Source organism: Anaerozeibacter quisquiliarum (assembly GCF_051162045.1).
GTDB classification, from domain to species: domain Bacteria; phylum Bacillota; class Clostridia; order Christensenellales; family Aristaeellaceae; genus Anaerozeibacter; species Anaerozeibacter quisquiliarum.
The window spans coordinates 1-19,760 of sequence record NZ_JBISDI010000047.1 but is presented as its reverse complement, the minus strand read 5'-3'; the positions used below and the strand labels follow the sequence as shown (position 1 = coordinate 19,760).

Sequence of the window (19,760 nt, the reverse complement as noted above, 5' to 3'; positions counted from 1 at the left end):
CGCCCGCGGCCCCCGAGGGTTTATCGCACCCGCAGTTGCTCGGCCGCCCAGCGGGCGTGCGCGCGCACGGCGGGGTGATCGTCGTTTGCCAGCGCCTCGATCAGCGGCACACAGTCGCGGCGCATAAGGTTGGCCGCGATCAGGCAGGCGCGCGCTTGTACGCGCTTTGTTCGCGCGTAGTTGTCGCCGATCAGCGCGGCCAGCGCCGTTCGTTCACCGCGCAGCAGGCCCGGCAAGCCGAGCGCGCGCGCCAGTTCGTCCGGCATGTCCTGTTCAGCAATCCCCGCGTTGATCGGACAGGCGCGCTGGCAGAGGTCGCAGCCGAGCAGGCTCGCACCCACGAGCGCGCGCCGCGCCTCGTCCACCGGCTCGCCCGCCGGCAGCGCGCGCAGGCAACGCGCCGTGTCCACCCGCCCGTCGCCGGACAGCGCGCCGGTCGGACAGGCGGCGACGCAGGCGCGGCAGTGCGCGCAACGCGGAGCAAATCCTTCGCTCGGAGGCGCATCGTCCGTCGGCAGCTCCGCGTCGGTCAGCAGCGCCTCGAGCGCGTAGCGCGAGCCCAGCCCTTCCATATAGGTCAGCCCGCTCAGCCCGTAACGCGCGAAGCCGGCCTCGGATGCCACCGCCTTGGCCGGCAGCTTGACGCCCGCAAGCGCCCGCGCGCCGCGCGCGGTCAGCCAATCGGCGAGCATTCGCGCCGAAAGGTGCGCGGCGTTCGAGCAAAGGTAGTAGGCGTCGATCGCGGCCTCGCCCGCCCGAGCGCGGTAGGGCCGGTACGCGCGCGCCAGCACGATCACCCGCGCGGCTTCCGGCATGAGCACGTGCGGATCGGCCGCGAGGTCCGCCCAGCGCCGGTCGGGCCGCGCAAGCGCCTCGGCGCGCCAGCGCTCGAGCACGCGCGGCAACGTAACCGCCATGCGGTCGAACCCCAGGCGGCGCGCCTCCTCGAACAATGCCCTCTTCACATCATCCATCACATAAACCGCGCGGCAATCCATCCGGCCACCGGCGCATACAGCAGGACGACCAGCATGCCGGGCAGCAGGTTCGCCACCTTGATGCGCGGCTTCATCAACCCCAGCATGTTGAGCGACAGCGCGACGATCATCACGCTGCCCACCGCCGACAGCTCGCCGATCAGCGCGGGCGACAAAAGCGGCGCGACATGGGTCGCCAGCAGCGCGATGCCGCCCTGGTAGATCGTCAGCGGCACCAGCGACAGGATCACCCCCGGCCCCATCGTCGAGGCGAGGATCACCGCCGCCACCCCGTCGAGCGCCGCCTTGGCCAGCAGCGTGTCGGGCTGATTTCTCAGCCCGGCCTCGAGCGAGCCCACCACCGCCATCGCACCCACGCAGAACAGCAGCGTCGCGCTGACGAAGCCCTGCGAAAACGAGCTGTCGCCCCGCGCAAAGCGCGCCTGCGCCCAGTCGCCCAGCCGGTCGAGCGCCGGCTCGATCCCCGCCGCCTCGCCCAGCCCCGCGCCGACCACCACCGAGACGATCACGCCCATCATATCCTTCGTGGCGATCGCGCCCGAAATGCCGATCACCAGTACGCACAGCCCGAGCGCGTGGTTGACGGTTGCGCGGAACTTCTCCGATATGCCGCCGCGCAAAAAGGTGCCGATCAGCCCGCCTACCGCGACCGTCAGCGCGTTAGCCCATACTCCGATCATTGGGGATACCTCTTCATTCGTACAGATTACGCGCCCTCAACCACTACCTGGCACGATTTCATCACCGTAAGCGCCGCGTCGTGGGCGCCCTTCGAGGTGCCGGCGCAGCAGGCGGCGTCCACGTAAATCGGCGTCTGGGGCAGGGCCGTCTTGAGCGCGAGCGCATTGGTAATCACGCAGATGTCGGTGACATAGCCGACGATGTGGATCGACGACGGCTGCTGCTGCGCCATCTGAGCAATTTGATCCTTATCCATCCCGAATGTGCGCTTGTCGATGCACATACCCGGCCGCGCGCCGGCGATCTGCGCGTTGATCGCCCAGCCGTGCGAACCGGCGACGCAATGCGTAATCGGCAGCATTTTGCCCTCCTGGGTATCCAGGTAGCCGCGATCATGCGTGTCGCGCGTAAACACGACCGTTCCGTCGAACCGCCTGATCTTCCGGGCGATGTTCGGGACGATCGACAGCGCGTACTCGGACCCGAGCGCGCCGTCGATGAAGTCGTTCTGCGCGTCGACGACGAGCAGCATATCTGCCATGGCAAAGCCTCCGTTACCGGTAGATTTCAGAAGGTGTAACCTTGAAGCCCTCGCCCGCGCCGTGCAGCGTGAGCAGCGACACGACGCCCTCCACGCGCTTTACGGGCGGCTCGGCGGTCGCGATCATCACGCCCACGCCCACCACCTCGGCCTGGAACTCGGCCATCATGTCCACCATGCCGCGCAAGGTGCCGCCGCCCTTCATGAAGTCGTCGACGATCAGCGCGCGCTGGCCGGGCGCGACCATTCGCCGCGCCAGCGACATGGTCTCGATCTTCTCGCTCGAACGGCCCGCGACGTAGTTGATCTTGACGGCCGGGCCCTCGTAGGCGCGCGAATCGCGCCGCGCGATCACCAGCGGCACGTCCAGCGCCCGCGCCGTCATCATCGCGATCGGGATACCCTTGGTCTCCATCGTCAGCACGAAGTGCGCGCGCGCGTCGTAGTACCGCTGGGCCAGCAGCTGACCCAGGCGCGCGGCCAGCTCGGGGTTGCCGGCCACATCCGACGTGTACAAAAACCCGCCCGGCAGTTGCCGGTCGGGCGCGCTCAGCGTGTTCGCCAGCCCGGTGAGCAGCGCGCGCGCCTGGTCGGCCCCGATCGTGCCGCGGTAGCGCACGCCGCCCGCCGCCCCCGCCACCGTGCCCAGTTCGCCCTGGCCGAAGCGCTCGAGCGCTCCCTTGAGCATCTCGATGTCCTCGCTCACGGTGGATTTGGCCGCGCCGAACAGCGCGCAAAACTCGCTCAGCGTGTGGATGCGGCCCGGCGTCTCGCACAGCGTGCGCAGCATGACCCCCAGCCTCTCGTTGCGTTTGATCCGTTCCATGCCCGTCCCCCAGTTTCCGAATATTTAATCATTTCTGTTCATTATAATTCGCCTCTGTTTGGTTTTCCATCTTGAGCAAACATTTAACACCGCGAGGCGGCGGGCTTTAGTATAATGTCATTGGCTTTCTTAAGAAACGGCTGATGAGGGGGCATGCGGCATGGGCGCGCACATTCGGGACTTTGTGGGCAAGAAGGTGGCCTTCGTGGGCATCGGCGGTTGCTCGATGTCGGGCTTGGCGCAGCTGATGCGCAGCCTCGGGTACGCCGTGTCGGGCAGCGACCGCGACCGCTCGCACAAGACCGACGCGCTGATCGCCTCCGGCATCCCGGTCGCGATCGGGCACGACGCGCGCAATGTCGAAGGCGCCGACCTCTTGGTTTACACCGCCGCCGTCTCCGAGGCCAACCCCGAGCGGCGGGCGGCCGCGCGCCTCGGCATCCCCGAGATCGAGCGGGCGGCGCTGCTCGGCCAGCTGATGGAGGGGTATGAAGCATCCATCGGCATCAGCGGCACCCACGGCAAGACCACCGCCACCGCGATGCTTTCGCAGGTGCTGATGGAGTGCGGCGCCCGACCTACGGTGCATATCGGCGGCGAGCTCGACGCGCTGGGCGGTTCTACCCTCCTGGGCAGCCGCGATGTATTCGTGGCCGAGGCCTGCGAATTCGCCGGCAGTTTCTTAAAATTGAAGCCGACGATCGCGGTCATCACCAACATCGACGAGGATCACCTCGACTTCTACAAGGACATCGACGACATCGAGCGGGCGTTCCACGCCTTCGCGGCGCTGACGCCCGAGGAAGGCGGCGTGTGCGTGGGCTGGGGCGACGACGCGCGCGTGCGGCGCGTGCTTGAACAATCGAACCGCCGCACCCGCTCCTACGGCCTCGGATCGCACAACGAGCTGACGGCCGACCCGGTGTCCTACGACGAGCTGGGCCGCGCCCGCTTCACCGCGCGGCTGTTCGGCCATCCGTTGTGCGAGGTGGAGCTTAGTGTGCCCGGCGAGCACAACCTGCTGGACGCGCTGGCCGCGATCGCGGTAGCCGAGCTCTTGCAGCTGCCCATGCAGCGGGTGGCCGAGAGCCTCGCTCGCTTCAAGGGCGCGCATCGGCGCTTTGACTTGACGAGCGTGACCGACGGGGTGCGCGTCTACCAGGACTACGGACACAATCCCGCGGAGATCAAGAACGCGCTGCGCGTGGCCAAACTCCAGCCTCACGAGACGCTCTGGGCGGTGTGGCAGCCCCACACCTACTCGCGCACCAAGAAGCTGTTCGACCAATTCCTCGGCACCTTCGGCGACGCCGACCGGCTGCTGATTACCGACATCTGCGCCGCGCGCGAGGCAGACCCGGGCGATATCTCGAGCGAGATGCTGATTGAGCCGCTGCGCGCGCGGGGCGTGGACGCGCACCTGACGCCCAGCTTCGACGACACGGAGCATTTCCTGCGCGCCAACTGGCATCCGGGCGACCTGGTAATCACGCTGGGCTGCGGCGACATCGACAGGCTCAACGACCAGATCAAGGAGCACGGGGACTCTTCTACCAATCGAGACCAGTAATGCGTTCATCAGGCGGCGCCTTTTCATCCTCGCGCCGCCTGATGGACGTAGGAATGGTCTCGATTGGTATCAATCCCGCGCGCTCCCGATCAAATACTGAAAGTACATTTGCCGAATGCGCGCCTGCTCGTTCTTGCGGATGTAGACGACGGCGCCGTTGTTCAGCACGAAGTCCCCGTTCACGCGCGCGACATGGTCGAAGTTGGCGATGTAGCCGCGGTGACAGCGGCAAAACGGCGGGCTCTTAAGCATCAGCGCCAGCTGGTCGATGGAGATGCGCGCGCAGAGCACCTCCTTGCTCGTATGGATGCGGCACAGCTTGTTTTCGGCCTCGATGTACAGAATGTCCGCGAGCGCAATGTCCAGCGGCCTTCGGTCGACCATCAGCGTAATGTGCTCGGCGGGGCGCGCGGTCAGCTCTCCCCTCGCCCACACCTCGGCCAAATCGGCCTCAGAAACCGGCTTCATCAGGTAGTGCACCGCGCGCACCCGGTAGCTCTCCAGCGCAAATTCCGGGCTGAACGTGGTGAAAACAATGCTTAGGCGCTCGTCCTCCCGGCGCAGCGCCCGCGCGGTCTCGATCCCGTTCACGCCGCCCAGGTACATGTCGAGAAACACCCAGTCGAATCGCCCCGGGCGGAACGCCTCGATCAGCGCCTCGCCCGACAGAAACCTATGGATGGCGCACGCCTGCCCCCGCGCCGCAAGGCTGCCTTCGATCAGCCCCGCGAGGCGCTCCATGTCTTGCGCCTGATCCTCGCAGATCGCAATGGCCGTCGGATTCAATTCGAATACCGCCTTCCCACGCCGTAAAAATTTTATTCTATCTATTCTCCCGCGGTTGTCAAGGGGCGTTCGCGGCGCGCGAACCGCGCTTCCCAGGGTCACCGCGCGGGTGATATAATTGACGGAGGTTTACCGGATTTTGGTAACCAATCACGTAAGGAGGATCTCCCCCATGAAAAAACTGTCTTCGCTCTCTCTGGCCCTTGTGCTGATCTTCGGCCTCGCCGCAACGGCGTCCGCTTCACCGTTCTACCTCGAAAGCGCCGGCGTCACGATCGAAGTGCCCGAAGGCATGCAGGCCGAAGACATCTCGGACGACAATGTCGCCGCGCTGGGCATTTCCGTGGACGGCGACGACAACCTTAAATACGTCTACTCGCTGGCCTATATCGAGGCGTTCGAGGGCAAGTGGATCGAGGATCTGACCGATGAGGAAGGCCAGCAGTTGATCCAGGGTGTCATGAACTCGGTGACCGACCCTCAATTCGATACGGCCGAAACAGACAGTTACAAGCTGCTGCTCGTGGGCTCGGGCGACGGCACCCAACTGCACTACATGTCGCTGCTGAACGGCTGGTTCTGCGACGTGGCCGCGGTACGGGTGAACGGCACGCTGACCGAAGAGGACATCAAGGCAGCCGCGGCGATGCTGCAAAGCATCCAGTTCGACGCCGACACCGAGGGATGAGGCCGAAGGCGCAGCCGAATCCATGCGCATCACGGCTGCGCATTCAAACCGATGCCCGCGCGCGATGAACTCGAAACCGCGCTCGCGGGATTGGATCGCGTCGTCCTGTTCGCGCCATCCGCCGCCGAAATCGTTGTATACGACGGCCAGGCATCCCTCGCGCTCATCCGCCCTGACGCGGATGGGCGCGTTTGTCTTCGCACAGCGCAAGCTCCGCCGCGTCGGGCGGCGCGGCCGGCTTGCCGCAGGCTGTGCCGCGCCGCCCTCCAACCCGAGGCCCCTTGCCCGAGATGCGTACCTTCAGTATACCAGCGGCCTTGCCCCGACGCAAGCCAAAGGTTTCCAATTCCGGGCTGTATGAGCGTATATTTAACGTGGATAATTTGTGGAAAACCGACCGGAATTTGTGCCGAAAATGAAATCAGATGAATAATAAATCGAAGATATCGCCATAAAGTCGCCCACAAGCAGGATTTTTGCGGAGTTATGGCGAATAAATATGGATTTAAAGGTGTATATATGGATATACACGCCCTTCCACGGACGACCTTGCGGGGAAAGGAAGCTAGGTATGGGATTCTTTAAGCTTAAGAAAACACGCAGTCGGGTGCATCCCACCCAGCGCTATCCGCGGTACGCGGCGATCGCTCTGCTGGTCGCGCTGACCGGCGCGCTCATCGTCGTGGGCGTGCTCAAGGGCCGCGCGCAAGGGCGGTTGGCGTTCGGGCGGCAGCAACTGGCCACACAAATTCAATCAAACCTCGGCCAGGCGACGCGCACGTTCGAGAAAATGAGCCTGCCCGGCGCCAATGTGCAGGGCGATATCCTGCCGGCGATGAAGCTGCACCTGTTCGCCGCCGGCGAGCTCAACAAGGTCATGGTCGAGACCTACGGGCCGCAAAGCTCGATGATCGATCAGGATATCTTCGGCCAGATCGACCTGGCCATCGCGCAAATCGCGCGCAACATCGCCGAGGGCACGTCGCCCCGCCTGGCGCAGGACACGTTGAGCAGCTATATGACTCAGATGGAGACCGACCTGAACGCGCGGTTCGCCGGCAGCGATCTGCTGATGTCGCGCGGCAGCCTCAAGTGAAGCCGCGCAGCGGCCTCGTGCTGGCCGCGCTGATCGCGCTCATGGCGCTGGCCGCGCTGGGCTTTACGCGGCGGCCTCCCCGCATGGTCTACGCGCGCGGCGCGCATGCGTCCGGAGGCGTGGTGCGCCGGGACGGGCGCGCGCTGATCGACTTAAACGCAGCCGACGAGGCGCTGCTCACGGCGCTTCCAGGCATCGGCGAGGCGCTGGCGGGGCGTATCACGGCATATCGCGCGGCCCACGGCCGCTTCAATTCGCCCGAGGATCTGCTGAACATTCCGGGCATCGGGCCGGGCAAGCTGACCGCGATCCGCGAACGCGTCGTTGCGCCGTAATAAGGACGACAATCCACGACAACAAAGGACATGCGCAGCCATTTCACACGGAGCCGTAGGCATGCTATGATAGCATCACGATAGGATGGGAGGAACGGCTCCATGCGCTATGGTTTCTTTGACGCGGCCAACCGCGAATACGCCGTCGATCGGGTCGATGTGCCCGTTTCCTGGACCAACTACCTGGGCACACAGCGGATGGGAGCGGTCGTCAACCACACGGCGGGCGGCTACGCCTGGCTGAACTCGCCCCAGTATCACCGGATCACCCGCTTCCGCCCCAACGGCGTGCCGCTCGACCGGCCCGGCTACTACCTTTACCTGCGCGACGAGGCGGACGGCGATTTTTGGTCGGTCTCGTGGCAGCCGGTCGGCAAGCCGCTCGATCAGGCGCGCTACGGATGCCGCCACGGGCTGAGCTATTCCACCTACACCTGCGCATACAAAGATATATCGGCCAGCCAGACGCTGTTCATCCCGCGGGACGACGACGTGCTGCTGTGGGACGTGCGCGTCAGCAACGACGGCGACGCGCCGCGCTCCTTGAGCGCCTTCGGCTACCTGGAATTTTCGTTCCACCACATCGATATGGACAACCAGAACTTTCAGATGAGCCTGTACGCCGCCGGGTCCTCCTATGTGGACGGAGCGGTCGAGTACGAGCTGCACTACGAGCCAAACAGCCGCCAGTTCTTCACCGCCAATTTTACGCCCGACGGCTACGACTGCCTGCGCGACGCCTTCATCGGCGTCTACGGGAGCGAGTCGAACCCGCGCGCGGTGGCGGAAGGCCGCATGAGCAACAGCTTCGAAAAGTGCGGCAACCACTGCGGCGCGCTGCAAAAGAAATTCACGCTCCAGCCGGGCGGGGAGGTTCGGCTGATCTTCCTGCTGGGCCAGGGCGACGCCAAGGCCGCGCGCGCGGCGCGGGAACGGTACCCCTTTGAGGCGGTCGACCGGGCCTTCGCGGCGCTTAAAGATCACTGGGCCGGCAAGCTCGACCGCTTGCAGGTGGACACGCCGAGCGAGAACATGAACCACAGCCTCAACCTGTGGAACCTGTACCAGGCCGAGGTGAACGTCACCTTCTCGCGCTTCGCCTCGTTCATCGAGGTCGGCGGGCGCACCGGCCTGGGCTACCGCGACACCGCGCAGGACGCCATGTGCGTACCCCACTCGAACCCCGGCATGTGCCTGACGCGCATCCGCCAGCTGCTGCGCGGGCAGGTCAGCCGGGGCTACGGGCTGCACCTGTTCGACCCGGCCTGGTTCGAGGAAAAGGAAACGCCGCCGTTCAAGTCTCCCACCGTGGTGCCGACGCCCGATAAGTCCGAGCTGATTCACGGCCTCAAGGACGTGTGCGCCGACGACGCGTTGTGGCTGATCCCGGCAATCTGCGAATACCTGAAAGAAACCGGCGACATGGCCTTCCTCAATGAGGTAATCCCCTACGCCGACGAAGGCGAGGCCACGGTGTACGGTCACATGAAGCAGATCCTGGAATTTTCGTGGGCGCAGCGCGGCGCGAACGGCGTGTGCAAGGGCCTGCGCGCCGACTGGAACGACTGCCTGAACCTGGGCGGCGGCGAGAGCGCGATGGTATCCGCGCTGTATGTGTGGGCGGGCGAGCACTTCCTCGCGCTCGCGGAGCGGCTGGGCAAGCCGGACGACGTCGCGCTATACGGCGAGCGCCACCGTGAAATGAAGCGCGTCTGCCAGACCGTGCTCTGGGACGGGCGCTGGTTCCTGCGCGGCTTCACCGGCGACGGGCGCAAGATCGGCTCCGACGAATGCGCCGAGGGCAAGGTGCACCTGGAGTCGAACGCCTGGGCCGTGGTGTCGGGCGCGGCGACCGAGGCGCAGGGCCGCTTGGCGATGGACGCGGTGGACGAATACCTGTACACCCCGTTCGGGCTGATGCTCAACGCGCCCTGCTTTAAGACGGTCGACGACGCGATCGGCTTCGTGACGCGGGTCTACCCCGGCGTCAAGGAAAACGGCGCGATCTTCAGCCACTCGAACCCCTGGGCCTGGGTGGCCGAGTGCCGGCTCGGGCGCGGCACGCGCGCGATGAAGTTCTACGACGCCTTGCTTCCCGCGGGTCAAAATGATATGATCGAGCTGCGCCAGAGCGAGCCCTACAGCTACTGCCAGTTCATCATGGGCGAGGCGCACACGGCGCACGGCCGCGCGCGCCACCCCTGGATGACCGGCTCCGCCGGCTGGGCCTACTACGCCGCCACGCGCTACATGCTGGGCGTGCGCCCGGACTACGATTCCCTCACGATCGACCCCTGTATCCCCGCCGACTGGGACGGGTTCAAGCTGCGGCGCGTCTGGCGCGGCGCGGTCTACGAGATCGAGGTGGTCAACCCGGGGCATGTCGAGAAGGGCGTGACGGCGGTCGAGGTGGACGGCGAAAGCGTGCGGCGCATCCCCTGCTTCCCCGAAAGTACGCGCCATCGAGTGAAGATCACGATGGGCTAGGTAAGCGCTGATTAAAGCGCGCGTGCGGCGGCGAGGTGGTTTTTCGTTCCGGTGTGCCTGCAAAAACCGCGGGACTAGCAGCGCTAATTCAAGTGTTTTTGCAGGCGCACCGGGGCGGAAAAGCATCCGTCTCCGCGCGTGGGATTTGATCAGCGGTTACCTAGGTAAGCGCTGATTAAAGCACGCGTGCGATGGCGAGGGGAATTTTTGCCGGATTGGGCTTGCAAAATCCGAAGGCGTAGCAGCGCTACGTCGAGGATTCTGCGGGCCTGAGCTGGCGAAAATGCAACCGCCCCCGCGCGTGGGATTTGATCAGCGGTTACCTAGGGCGATGTACTCCTCCATCTCCTTTACAACATACAGGAGGCCAATATGATTGCATTCGGGACCGGCGGCTGGCGCGCCTTGATTGGCGAGGGTTTTACCAAGCAGAACGTGCGGCGCGTGGCGCAGGCGCTGGCGCGACGCATGATCGACGAACAGGTCGACCAGCGCGGTATCGTGGTGGGTTACGACCGGCGCTTCCTGTCGCGGCAGGCCGCGGAGTGGGCCAGCGAGGTGATGGCGGCCTCAAACATCCCGGTGAAGTTCATCGGCCACGACGCGCCGACCCCGCTCATTATGTACACCGTGCGCCGGGCCGGGCTGCCCTACGGCATGATGGTCACGGCGAGCCACAACCCCGCGCTCTACAACGGCATCAAGCTGTTCACCTTGGGCGGGCGCGACGCCGACACCTCGATCACTTCTCCCCTGTCGGACGAGTGCAACGCAATCGCGCCCGAGGACATCTCTTCGATCCCGTTCGATAAGGCGCTCGAGAGCGGCGCGGTCGAGGCGATCAACCCGCAAAACCAGTACCTCGACGACATCCTCGCCTCAATCGACGTGCGCAAGATCCGCGAACGAGCGCTCAAGGTCGTGCTCGATCCGATGTACGGGGTAAGCCGCATGCCGGTTTTGACCATCCTGTGCACGGCGCGCTGCGAGGTGGACGTGATCCATGAGCAGCACGACGCGCTCTTCGGCGGGCGTATGCCCGCGCCCAGCATGGAGACGCTGAACGCGCTGCGCACCGCGGTGGTGGAGAAGCACGCCGACCTCGGCCTTGCGACCGATGGCGACGCCGACCGGCTGGGCGTGGTGGACGAGACGGGCGCCTTCATCCCGTTCAACCAGGTGCTGGCGCTTTTGTACTATTACCTGCTCAAGTTCAAGGGCCAGCGCGGGCCGGTGGTGCGCAACCTCGTGACCACGCACCTGCTGGACAAGGTGGCCGAGGCCGAAGGCGAGCGCTGCTACGAGGTGCCCGTCGGCTTCAAGCACATATCCTCCGGCATGAAGCAATACGACGCGCTGCTGGGCGGCGAATCGTCGGGCGGGCTGACCGTGCGCGGCTACATATCGGGCAAGGATGCGGTATACGCCGCCTCGCTGATGGTGGAGATGCTGGCCGTGACCGGGATGAAGATGAGCGACCTCACGCGTCAGCTCGAGCGCGAGTACGGCAAGTACGAGATGGTCGAACACGACTTCGCGTTCGACGCGTCCGAGAAGGATCATCTGATGGCGCGGCTGATGGTGGAGAAGCAGCTGCCCGACTTCGGCCGGCCCGTCGTCAGGACCGACTACTTCGACGGCTGCAAGGTGCGCTTTGAGGACGGCTGGGTCAGCGCGCGCTTCAGCGGCACCGAGCCGATGCTGCGCGTGTTCAGCGAGATGCCCGACCGGCGTCAGGCCGGCGAGATGTGCCGCTTGATGGCGGACTTCCTGGGGATCGAGTGACACGAGTCCATTGGGGCCACGGAGCCGCCTGCCTGGGGCCTGCGGGGGCGCACCCGATCGCGCCCCCGGTACATGCCCGCGGGCACGTTGCACGGAAGGGCCCGGCTCTCCCAAACCTACCTGCCGGGGGCTGGAAACGGTGGGCCTCTGAAGGAGGGAATAACCTTGCGGCGCATATGGGCTTCGCTGTCTTCGCTGCGCGTGCAGATCGTGCTGATCGTGCTGATTGCCTGGCTCGCGCCCACGCTGGTACTGGGCATCAGCATCCCGTCGGTGTACTTTCCGGCGCTGCGCGAGAAGACCGAGGCGGCGCTGGCCACCCGTGCCGAGCACCTGGCGCTTGGCGTTCGGGATACGGTGAACCGGCTGATAACCCAGGCCAAGGACGCCACCTACGACGGCGACCTGACTCAGGCGTTTTCGCGCTATCAGACGGGCGGCAACTACCAGGCGTTCTACAAGGTCGCGCTCAACTACCTGGAGCGCCGGTACGCGCGCAACCCCTATGTGCGCTACGCGGCGTTCTTCCCGGTCAAGTGGCCCGAGCAGTTCCTGTTCACCAAGAACGGCTATCCGCGCGCGATGTTCTTCCAGGCCCAGACTCAGCCCGCGATCCGGCAACTGGGCGAGACGCTCGATACCGCCTGCCGGTTCGCCTACCGCGACGGCGGGCTGTTCCTAGTTCGGAACCTGCACGACAGCCGACTCGAGCGCTTTGGCATGCTGATCCTGAGCATCGACGAGGAGCGGCTGCTCGCGCCGCTGATGGACGGCGCGGACGAATGGGGCGCGCAGGCCGCGGTGCGGCTGGACGAGTACGAGTCGCGGCCGGGCATCGGCTGGGACGCGCTGTCCCCGGGGCTCAGCCACCAAAACGGCGACCTCGACTATGTCGTCGGCGCACAGACCCGCGACTACATCTTGTCGGTGCTGGTGCGCCAGCCCAAGGCGCTGCTGTACAAGGGCCTCGACTGGTTCATGCGCGCGCTGACGGTGCTGTTGCTGTCGCTCGTACCGGTGTGCGCGCTGGTGCTGCTCTACGTGCATCGGCGCGTGGTCCGTCCGATCACGCTGCTCAGCGAGGCGACCGCCCGGATCGAGCGGGGCGAGCTGGGCATCACGGTGCCGATGCGCGGCACGGACGAATTGGGCCAATTGGGCAACGCGTTCAGCGCGATGTCGCTTAAGCTCGCACACCTGGTCGACACCGTCTATAAAGAGGAGATCGCGCTGCGCGACGCGCAGATTTCGGCCATGCAGTCGCGCATCAACCCCCACTTCCTGAACAATGCGCTGGAGTTGATTAACTGGCAGGCGCGCATGGACGGCGAGAACGCCATCTGCGCCATGGTGGATGCGCTGAGCGTGCTGATGAACGCCGCGCTCGACCGGAGCGAGAAGCGCATGGTCAAGCTGCGCGAGGAGCTGTCGATCGCCGACGCTTACTTCTACTTCCTCTCGCAGCGCTTCGGCGACCGCGTCGCGCTGGCAAAGCAGGTGGACGAGGCGCTGCTCGAGACGCCCATTCCGCGCCTCGTGATCCAGACGCTGCTCGAAAACGCCGCGGAACACGGCATCGCGCCGGCGGGCGGCGGGCGCATCGAGCTGAACGCGCGACGCGAGGGCGGCGAACTCGTACTCGAGGCGGTCAACGACGGCAAGCGCCCCGCGCCCGACACGCTCGAGGCGGTCGCGCGGATGATCGAGGAGGGCAATGCCGGGCCGGGCGGGCACGTCGGCCTCGCCAACGTCAGAGAGCGCCTGCAGCTGATCTACATGGGCCGCGCGAGCGTCCGGCTGTACCTGAACGAGGCGGGCGACACCGTCGCGGAGATACGGTTGCCGATCGAGTGTGATTTTTAACACAAATCGCTTGACATTCCGCCTCTTCTTCGCTATTATGATATCACGTTAGCACAGTAAAGCAAATGCGAAGGGATGGGTCAAGTCATGAAGCGGATTTTTGTTTTGGTGTTGGTCATGCTGCTGGCGCTGGGTGCGACCGCGATGGCGAAGGACGGGTCGGTCGAGGCCATCAAGGAGAAGGGCACGTTGGTCATGGGCCTGGACGACAGCTTCCCGCCGATGGGTTACCGCGACGAGAACAACGAGATCGTGGGCTACGACGTGGACCTGGCGAAGGAAGTGTGCGCGCGGCTGGGCGTGGAACTGAAGCTGCAGCCGATCGAATGGGCGGCCAAGGAGCTGGAACTTTCGAGCGGCAACATCGACTGCATCTGGAACGGCATGTCGATCACGCCGGCGCGTGAGGAATCGATGGCGATGAGTTTCCCCTACCTCAACAATGAAATCCTGTTGTACGCCAAGGCGGACAGCGGCATCGGGTCGATCGCCGACATGGCGGGCAAGAAGATCGCGGTGCAGTCGGGCTCGTTCGCCGAGGAAGTGCTGGATACGTTTGAGCAGTACGCCGAGCTGCGCGCATCGGTTAATGAGACGCTGCGCTACGACGAGTACCTGACCGCGCTGATGGATCTGCAGGCGGGCGGCGTGGACGCGGTGCTGATCGATAAGGTGGTGGCCGAGTTCCGCATCAAGGGCCTGGGCGACGAGTCGATCGTGCCTGTCGCCTCGCTTGCGGACGACAACTTCGGCGTGGGCTTCCGCAAGGGCGACGTTGCGCTGCGCGACGAGGTGCAGAACCTGCTCGTGGCTATGGCCAAGGACGGCACGGCGGCGAAGATTTCGACCGAGTGGTTCGGCGCCGACATCTCGACGATTCCGGCTGAGTAAGAGGGCGGCCTCCCCCGATTCCCCATACCCCTCCGAGGAGGGGTATGGGGAATCGGTTGCCTCTATATATGCACATTCCTGCTTGACAGGGCACATGGTTCATGCTATAATTTATCCAATTAGCGTGATAAAGTAAACCTTGAAGGGAAGCGCCATGACAATCCAATTCTTTGGCGATCCGCAAAAGCTGCTCAAGCTGTCGGGGCTGCTGCTCGAAGGCATGGCCACCACACTCAACATCTTCGTGCTGACGCTGCTGCTGTCGATCCCGCTGGGCCTGCTGGTGGCCATCGGGCGCATGTCGCGGCGCCGGTATGTTTCAGGGCCGCTGTCGCTCTACATCTACATCATGCGCGGCACACCGCTGATGCTGCAGGTGCTGTTCATCTATTTCTGGTTGGCACAGGCGCTCAGGATGGATCGGTTGCCGGCGGTAATCTTCGCGTTTACGATCAACTACGCGGCTTATTTCGCGGAAATCTTCCGCTCGGGCATACAATCGATCCCGGCGGGCCAGCGCGAGGCCGGGCAGGTGCTAGGCTATACGCGCGCGCAGGTGTTCTTCCGCATCGTGCTGCCGCAGGTGTTCAAGCGGGTGTTGCTGCCGGTGACCAACGAGGTTATCACGCTGGTCAAGGACACGGCGCTGGCCTCGACGGTGGCGGTGATGGAATTGATGAGCGTGGCCAAGAAGCAGGTGTCGAGCGCCTCGTCGATCGAGCCCTACCTGCTGGCGGCGGTGTTCTACCTGATCTTCAACGGTCTGGCCGAACAGCTGTGCAAATACTTCGAGCGCAGGCTCGATTACTATAGATAGGGGGCGCGCCATGCTGACGGCAACGGATATTTACAAGGGTTTCGACGGGCAGGGCGTGCTCGACGGCATATCGCTCACGGTCGGGCGCGGCGAGGTGGTGGCGCTGATCGGGCCCTCGGGCTCGGGCAAGAGCACCTTCCTGCGCTGCGTGAATCGACTCGAGTCTGTGGACGCCGGCGAGATTGCGCTCGACGGCGAGCAGATGTGCCGGATGGAAAACGGCCGGCTATGCTACGCAAGCGAGGCGCAGCTGCGCAATCTGACGCTCAAGATGGGCATGGTGTTCCAGTCGTTCAATCTGTTCCCGCACATGTCGGTTCTGCGCAACCTGATCGACGCGCCGATGGCGGTCAAGAAGGTGAAGCGATCGGCCGCCGAGGCCCGCGCGCGGGCGCTGCTCGACAAGGTGGGACTCAAGGACAAGGCCGATGCCTACCCCTATCAATTGTCGGGCGGCCAGGCGCAGCGGGTGGCGATCGCGCGGGCGCTGGCGATGGAGCCGCAAATCCTGTGCTTCGACGAGCCGACCAGCGCGCTCGACCCGGAGCTGACGCAGGAGGTGCTCGCGGTGATGCGGGGCCTGGCGCAGGAGAAGATGACGATGGTCGTCGTCACCCACGAGATGAGCTTCGCCCGCGACGTGGCCGACCGCGTAGTCTTCATGGAGAATGGGAAGATCGTCGAGCAAGGCCCGAGCGCGCAGCTGTTTCATTCCATAAATCCCCGCACCCGCAAGTTCCTGGGAAACGGGGTCTAGGTAAGCGCCGATCAAATCCCACGCGCGGTGGCGGCTGCCTTTGCGCCATCTTGCGCCTGCAAAATCCTCGACGTAGCGCCGCTACGCCTTCGGATTTTGCAAGCGCAATCTGACGAAAATTCAGCGCGCCACCGCACGCGTGCTTTAATCAGCGCTTACCTAGCGCGAACGCTACATCTTGAACCTTCTGACCTCATCGCGCAGCGAGGCGGCCTGCGCGGACATCTCCTCGCTGGTGGCGGAGTTCTCCTCGGCGGTGGCGGCGTTGGCTTGCACGATGGAGGAGATCTGGGCAAGGCCCTGCTTGATCTCATGGATCGCGCTTTCCTGTTGGGCGCTGCCCTGCTCGATCTGACTGAAGTTATCGACGACCTGCGCGGTGATTGCCGTGCCCTTGGTCACCGTGGCGGCGGAGCTTTGAATCAGCGTCGCCGTCTGCTTGGCGGCTTCGCCCGATTTCGCGGCCAGGCTGCGCACCTCGCCCGCCACCACCGCAAAGCCCTTCCCGGCCTCGCCCGCGCGCGCCGCTTCTATCGCGGCATTGAGCGCGAGGATATTGGTCTGGAACGCGATGTCCTCGATCACCTTGGCGATGCCCGCCACCTGCCGGAAGACGGTATCGATATCCGTCATCGACCGCTGGAGCTGCTCGATGTGCCTTCCGTCGGCGGCCTCTCCCCCCTTCGCCGAGCCGCGCACGATGGCCGCGTTCATCGTCGCCTGCTCCGCGATCTTTTCCACGGAGGCGGTGAGTTCCTCAATGGAAGCGGCCTGCTCGGTGGAACCGGACGCCAGCGCCTGCGCCCCGCTGGACACCTGATCGGAACCGGTGCTGACCTGTTCCGCCGCTTGATGGATCTTTATCAGCGTGGCGCTCAGACCGTCGACCAGGGTCTCCAGATTGTCCTTCAGTTTTTCAAATTGGCCCACATATTCTTTTTTAAGGGATACCTTCAGATTGCCTTGCGCGATATTCGACAGGGCTTCGGATATCTCATCGATATAGCCCTGATAATCCGTCAGGCGCACCAAGGTCAGGTTAAACGCCTGCGCGAGCCGTCCCACCTCATCCTTTGATTTTACCGACAGCGTGACATCAAACCGCCCCTTCGCCATCTCCTGCGCGGCGACCGTTACCTTTTTGATGGGCCTCGCTATACCGACGCTGACAAGATACGTAATCAACGCGCCGACTGCCACCGCTATGCCCGCGATGGTAATCAGGGTGTTTTGCAGCAGCCTTGCGCTGGTCAGAATATCGTCCCGCTCAGCGGCGAATGCGACAACCCAGGGTGTGCCTTCAACGGGCGCATATCCGACAATTTTCGCAACCCCTTTGTAGGTGTATTCCCCAATGCCCATGCTGCGGGAAATCATTTTTCGCGTAAGCTCCCCCAACTCGCGCAAGGATTCATCGGCCTTCATATTCTCAATGTTGTTGTCCTGCGCCAAGACCAGGTCGGTGTTTTTGTGTCCGACCGTCACCCCCTTATCATTGACTACAAAGGCGGAGCCCGTCTGCTTATAGCTTACCTCGCATACGATCTCACTGAGCGTATTGCCGTCCCTTCTGCCGTAGATAACGCCCACGATCTCGCCTTGCTGATAAACCGGCGCGGCGAAAATCATGACGAGCTGGTTGGTGGCGCTGCTCACGATGACGTCCGAAACGGCTGCCTGACCCTTGAGCGCAGTCTGAAAATACTCACGGGAAGCGATGTTGGTGGTTTCATGTTTGGAATTGAAAACCGTCGCGTTTCCTTCTTTGTCGGCAAAGGCGAACGCCAAATACCCCGTCTTTTGGGCCTCCGCCTCAAAAAAGGCGGTTTTCTGCTCAAACGTCAAATCCGGATCCAAAAGTATGGGGTTCTTTGCCAGCGCGGAGATATAGTCCAGGCGCCCCTCCACCCTCGCCTTGATATACTTCGCCTCTTGACGTGCCATATCCAACAAATGGTCACGCGCCTCTTGAAGCAACTGGCCGGTAACCGCTGTGATTGCCACCCCGCCCACGCTGGCGCTCACGGCGAAAATGATCGCGCCGAATATCATCAGTAACTTAAACTTAACCGATCTCATGTCACACACTTCCCATTTCCTTATGATTTAACACAAATTTTTTTATGTATATCATACACGAAAACGCAATCCTGTCAAGCAATTTGCGGGTAAATTTCATAGAATGATTTGTTCGAAAAACCTTGACAGCGTATCCGCCGTCCGGTATAATGAACATTGTTCACTTTAGGAGGTAACCCATGAACAACGCTGCGACATCCAGGGGGGCCCTATTGGAGGTTGCCTTATGTTTGGCGGCAAAAGACGGCCTCGATTCCCTCAATATTCGCAATATCGCCAAACATGGAAATATCTCTGTGGGATGCGTCTACAACTACTTTCCGTCCAAGGCAAACCTGATTGCCGAGACGGTCGCGAAGATCTGGGAGGACATCTTTCATCCCTCGAAACAGTGCGGACGGCCGCAAGGCTTCCAGGCATGCGTTCGCTGGATCTTTGATAGCATCCGAAACGGTTCAAAACGATACCCATCCTTCTTCATCATGCACGGGATGAGCTTCGCGGGCAGCGAAATCGATGAGGGGCGGGCGGTCATGAACCGTTACTTTGAGCATGCGCGGCTCGGGTTGTCGCGTGCTCTCGAGGAGGACGGAGGGGTTCGGGGGGATGTGTTCTCCGACGGTTTCACAAAGAACGATTTCATCAGCTTCATATTCGACAATCTGGTCATGTTGGCCGTGAAACAAGCCCCATCCTGCGATTTCTTGCTAGGCCTGATTGAGAAAGCGATCTACTGAAATTGCCCACGCCTTTTGGGGGAGCCCTTATGGAATCAAAAGTGAAGGGCGTTCCCGCTTAGAGGAAAAACCCTGCCTGTTTGGCTTGATTGAATGGCACGTAGAAAGGAAGGTCCAACCATGCAAGCTTTCATGGAAACTATCTTTGACATCGTTTATCTATCAACGGTCATTTTAATCGGAATCGCGATGATCCGAAGAGGAAGCAAGGCCAAGCAGTACCTTCTGTTCGGAATCATGGCGGTGACTCTTGGGGCGGGCGACGCGTTCCACCTCGTTCCCCGTGCCTTCGCGCTGTGCACGACGGGCCTGGAGAACTTTACTGCGGCGCTGGGCATCGGCAAACTGGTCACATCGATTACCATGACGCTCTTTTACGTGCTTTTGTATTACGTCTGGCGGCTGCGGTACAAAGTACAGGGGAAGCCAGGTTTGACAGCAGCCGTATACGGACTGGCGGCGATCCGGATACTTCTGTGTGCCTTCCCGCAGAACGCATGGACCAGCGCGAACGCGCCGCTTAGTTGGGCGATTTACCGGAACATCCCGTTTGCCGCGCTGGGTATCCTTATAATCATGCTGTTCTATCGCAGCGCCATGGAACAAGATGACCACGCTTTCCGGCACATGTGGCTGACCATTGTGCTCAGCTTCGCGTTCTACATCCCGGTCGTGCTGTTCGCGGATACAATCCCCTGGACTGGCGCCCTGATGATCCCGAAGACCTGCGCCTACGTCTGGACAGTTCTAATCGGGTATTTCGACATGAGGAAGCGCTTGAGCGAAAAAAGGGCTCTAAACTATTCGTAGGGGTAAAGCCAGA

Annotated in this window: 18 protein-coding genes; 12 read left to right on the top strand and 6 right to left on the bottom strand. The window is 63.1% G+C overall.

Going from position 1 to position 19,760, the window contains the following annotated elements; all coding sequences use genetic code 11:
- Positions 1-20: 20 nt before the first annotated feature.
- The 4 genes from ACH6CV_RS16080 to purR are packed head-to-tail and all read right to left on the bottom strand — an operon-like array spanning position 21 to position 3,046.
- Positions 21-965: an epoxyqueuosine reductase gene (locus ACH6CV_RS16080; RefSeq protein ID WP_456359236.1), complete on the bottom strand. Its 945-nt coding sequence runs from the start codon at positions 963-965 to the stop codon at positions 21-23.
- A gap of 8 nt (positions 966-973) precedes the next feature.
- Positions 974-1,678, bottom strand: coding sequence for a DUF554 domain-containing protein (locus ACH6CV_RS16075; protein ID WP_456359235.1), 705 nt, complete (start codon positions 1,676-1,678; stop codon positions 974-976).
- A gap of 26 nt (positions 1,679-1,704) precedes the next feature.
- Entirely contained in the window at positions 1,705-2,220 is a 516-nt protein-coding gene (locus ACH6CV_RS16070) for a cysteine hydrolase family protein (RefSeq protein WP_456359234.1), read from the bottom strand.
- A 13-nt stretch (positions 2,221-2,233) separates the two neighbouring features.
- The gene (gene purR / locus ACH6CV_RS16065; protein ID WP_456359233.1) at positions 2,234-3,046 is read right to left on the bottom strand and encodes a pur operon repressor; all 813 of its coding nucleotides are present in this window, start codon (positions 3,044-3,046) and stop codon (positions 2,234-2,236) included.
- A gap of 160 nt (positions 3,047-3,206) precedes the next feature.
- Between purR and murC the strand changes: the two genes are divergently transcribed.
- Positions 3,207-4,616 carry a UDP-N-acetylmuramate--L-alanine ligase gene (murC, locus tag ACH6CV_RS16060; protein WP_456359232.1) on the top strand — a complete coding sequence of 470 codons (1,410 nt, stop codon included), beginning with the start codon at positions 3,207-3,209 and terminating at the stop codon, positions 4,614-4,616.
- Between the two features lie 69 nt (positions 4,617-4,685).
- On the opposite strand, the gene ACH6CV_RS16055 is transcribed toward murC, so the two are convergent.
- Positions 4,686-5,402 (bottom strand): LytR/AlgR family response regulator transcription factor, encoded by a 717-nt coding sequence (locus ACH6CV_RS16055; RefSeq protein ID WP_456359231.1) that lies wholly within the window; start codon positions 5,400-5,402, stop codon positions 4,686-4,688.
- Positions 5,403-5,574: 172 nt separating this feature from the next.
- Between ACH6CV_RS16055 and ACH6CV_RS16050 the strand changes: the two genes are divergently transcribed.
- The 9 genes from ACH6CV_RS16050 (at position 5,575) to ACH6CV_RS16010 (ending at position 16,121) form a co-directional block, all read left to right on the top strand.
- Positions 5,575-6,090: a hypothetical protein gene (locus ACH6CV_RS16050; RefSeq protein ID WP_456359230.1), complete on the top strand. Its 516-nt coding sequence runs from the start codon at positions 5,575-5,577 to the stop codon at positions 6,088-6,090.
- Between the two features lie 571 nt (positions 6,091-6,661).
- On the top strand, positions 6,662-7,186 hold the full coding sequence (locus ACH6CV_RS16045; RefSeq protein ID WP_456359229.1) for a hypothetical protein: 525 nt from the start codon (positions 6,662-6,664) through the stop codon (positions 7,184-7,186).
- Positions 7,183-7,521, top strand: a complete 339-nt coding sequence (locus ACH6CV_RS16040; protein ID WP_456359228.1) for a ComEA family DNA-binding protein — start codon at positions 7,183-7,185, stop codon at positions 7,519-7,521. Before ACH6CV_RS16045 ends, ACH6CV_RS16040 begins: the two co-directional genes overlap by 4 nt.
- Before the next feature lie 102 nt (positions 7,522-7,623).
- The gene (locus tag ACH6CV_RS16035; protein ID WP_456359227.1) at positions 7,624-10,008 is read left to right on the top strand and encodes a GH36-type glycosyl hydrolase domain-containing protein; all 2,385 of its coding nucleotides are present in this window, start codon (positions 7,624-7,626) and stop codon (positions 10,006-10,008) included.
- 372 nt (positions 10,009-10,380) lie between these two features.
- Entirely contained in the window at positions 10,381-11,793 is a 1,413-nt protein-coding gene (locus tag ACH6CV_RS16030) for a phosphoglucomutase/phosphomannomutase family protein (protein ID WP_456359226.1), read from the top strand.
- A gap of 165 nt (positions 11,794-11,958) precedes the next feature.
- Positions 11,959-13,656: a sensor histidine kinase gene (locus ACH6CV_RS16025; RefSeq protein WP_456359225.1), complete on the top strand. Its 1,698-nt coding sequence runs from the start codon at positions 11,959-11,961 to the stop codon at positions 13,654-13,656.
- Between the two features lie 87 nt (positions 13,657-13,743).
- Positions 13,744-14,547 (top strand): amino acid ABC transporter substrate-binding protein, encoded by an 804-nt coding sequence (locus ACH6CV_RS16020; RefSeq protein WP_456359224.1) that lies wholly within the window; start codon positions 13,744-13,746, stop codon positions 14,545-14,547.
- Positions 14,548-14,701: 154 nt separating this feature from the next.
- Positions 14,702-15,364 (top strand): amino acid ABC transporter permease, encoded by a 663-nt coding sequence (locus tag ACH6CV_RS16015; protein ID WP_456359223.1) that lies wholly within the window; start codon positions 14,702-14,704, stop codon positions 15,362-15,364.
- Positions 15,365-15,374: 10 nt separating this feature from the next.
- On the top strand, positions 15,375-16,121 hold the full coding sequence (locus tag ACH6CV_RS16010) for an amino acid ABC transporter ATP-binding protein (protein ID WP_456359222.1): 747 nt from the start codon (positions 15,375-15,377) through the stop codon (positions 16,119-16,121).
- Positions 16,122-16,292: 171 nt separating this feature from the next.
- On the opposite strand, the gene ACH6CV_RS16005 is transcribed toward ACH6CV_RS16010, so the two are convergent.
- On the bottom strand, positions 16,293-18,200 hold the full coding sequence (locus tag ACH6CV_RS16005) for a methyl-accepting chemotaxis protein (RefSeq protein WP_456359221.1): 1,908 nt from the start codon (positions 18,198-18,200) through the stop codon (positions 16,293-16,295).
- Between the two features lie 179 nt (positions 18,201-18,379).
- Here ACH6CV_RS16005 and ACH6CV_RS16000 point away from each other — a divergent pair, with 179 nt between their 5' ends.
- Positions 18,380-18,937: a TetR/AcrR family transcriptional regulator gene (locus ACH6CV_RS16000; RefSeq protein WP_456359220.1), complete on the top strand. Its 558-nt coding sequence runs from the start codon at positions 18,380-18,382 to the stop codon at positions 18,935-18,937.
- 120 nt (positions 18,938-19,057) lie between these two features.
- Positions 19,058-19,747 carry a hypothetical protein gene (locus ACH6CV_RS15995; protein WP_456359219.1) on the top strand — a complete coding sequence of 230 codons (690 nt, stop codon included), beginning with the start codon at positions 19,058-19,060 and terminating at the stop codon, positions 19,745-19,747.
- The last annotated feature ends 13 nt before the right edge of the window (positions 19,748-19,760 follow it).

What these genes read in the sequence shown, in the direction of transcription:
- ACH6CV_RS16075 (WP_456359235.1), bottom strand. Translation starts at nt 1,678, where the DNA reads ATGATCGGAGTATGGGCTAACGCGCTGACGGTCGCGGTAGGCGGGCTG.
- ACH6CV_RS16070 (WP_456359234.1), bottom strand. Translation starts at nt 2,220, where the DNA reads ATGGCAGATATGCTGCTCGTCGTCGACGCGCAGAACGACTTCATCGAC.
- purR (WP_456359233.1), bottom strand. Translation starts at nt 3,046, where the DNA reads ATGGAACGGATCAAACGCAACGAGAGGCTGGGGGTCATGCTGCGCACG.
- murC (WP_456359232.1), top strand. Translation starts at nt 3,207, where the DNA reads ATGGGCGCGCACATTCGGGACTTTGTGGGCAAGAAGGTGGCCTTCGTG.
- ACH6CV_RS16050 (WP_456359230.1), top strand. Translation starts at nt 5,575, where the DNA reads ATGAAAAAACTGTCTTCGCTCTCTCTGGCCCTTGTGCTGATCTTCGGC.
- ACH6CV_RS16045 (WP_456359229.1), top strand. Translation starts at nt 6,662, where the DNA reads ATGGGATTCTTTAAGCTTAAGAAAACACGCAGTCGGGTGCATCCCACC.
- ACH6CV_RS16035 (WP_456359227.1), top strand. Translation starts at nt 7,624, where the DNA reads ATGCGCTATGGTTTCTTTGACGCGGCCAACCGCGAATACGCCGTCGAT.
- ACH6CV_RS16030 (WP_456359226.1), top strand. Translation starts at nt 10,381, where the DNA reads ATGATTGCATTCGGGACCGGCGGCTGGCGCGCCTTGATTGGCGAGGGT.
- ACH6CV_RS16020 (WP_456359224.1), top strand. Translation starts at nt 13,744, where the DNA reads ATGAAGCGGATTTTTGTTTTGGTGTTGGTCATGCTGCTGGCGCTGGGT.
- ACH6CV_RS16015 (WP_456359223.1), top strand. Translation starts at nt 14,702, where the DNA reads ATGACAATCCAATTCTTTGGCGATCCGCAAAAGCTGCTCAAGCTGTCG.
- ACH6CV_RS16010 (WP_456359222.1), top strand. Translation starts at nt 15,375, where the DNA reads ATGCTGACGGCAACGGATATTTACAAGGGTTTCGACGGGCAGGGCGTG.
- ACH6CV_RS16005 (WP_456359221.1), bottom strand. Translation starts at nt 18,200, where the DNA reads ATGAGATCGGTTAAGTTTAAGTTACTGATGATATTCGGCGCGATCATT.
- ACH6CV_RS16000 (WP_456359220.1), top strand. Translation starts at nt 18,380, where the DNA reads ATGAACAACGCTGCGACATCCAGGGGGGCCCTATTGGAGGTTGCCTTA.
- ACH6CV_RS15995 (WP_456359219.1), top strand. Translation starts at nt 19,058, where the DNA reads ATGCAAGCTTTCATGGAAACTATCTTTGACATCGTTTATCTATCAACG.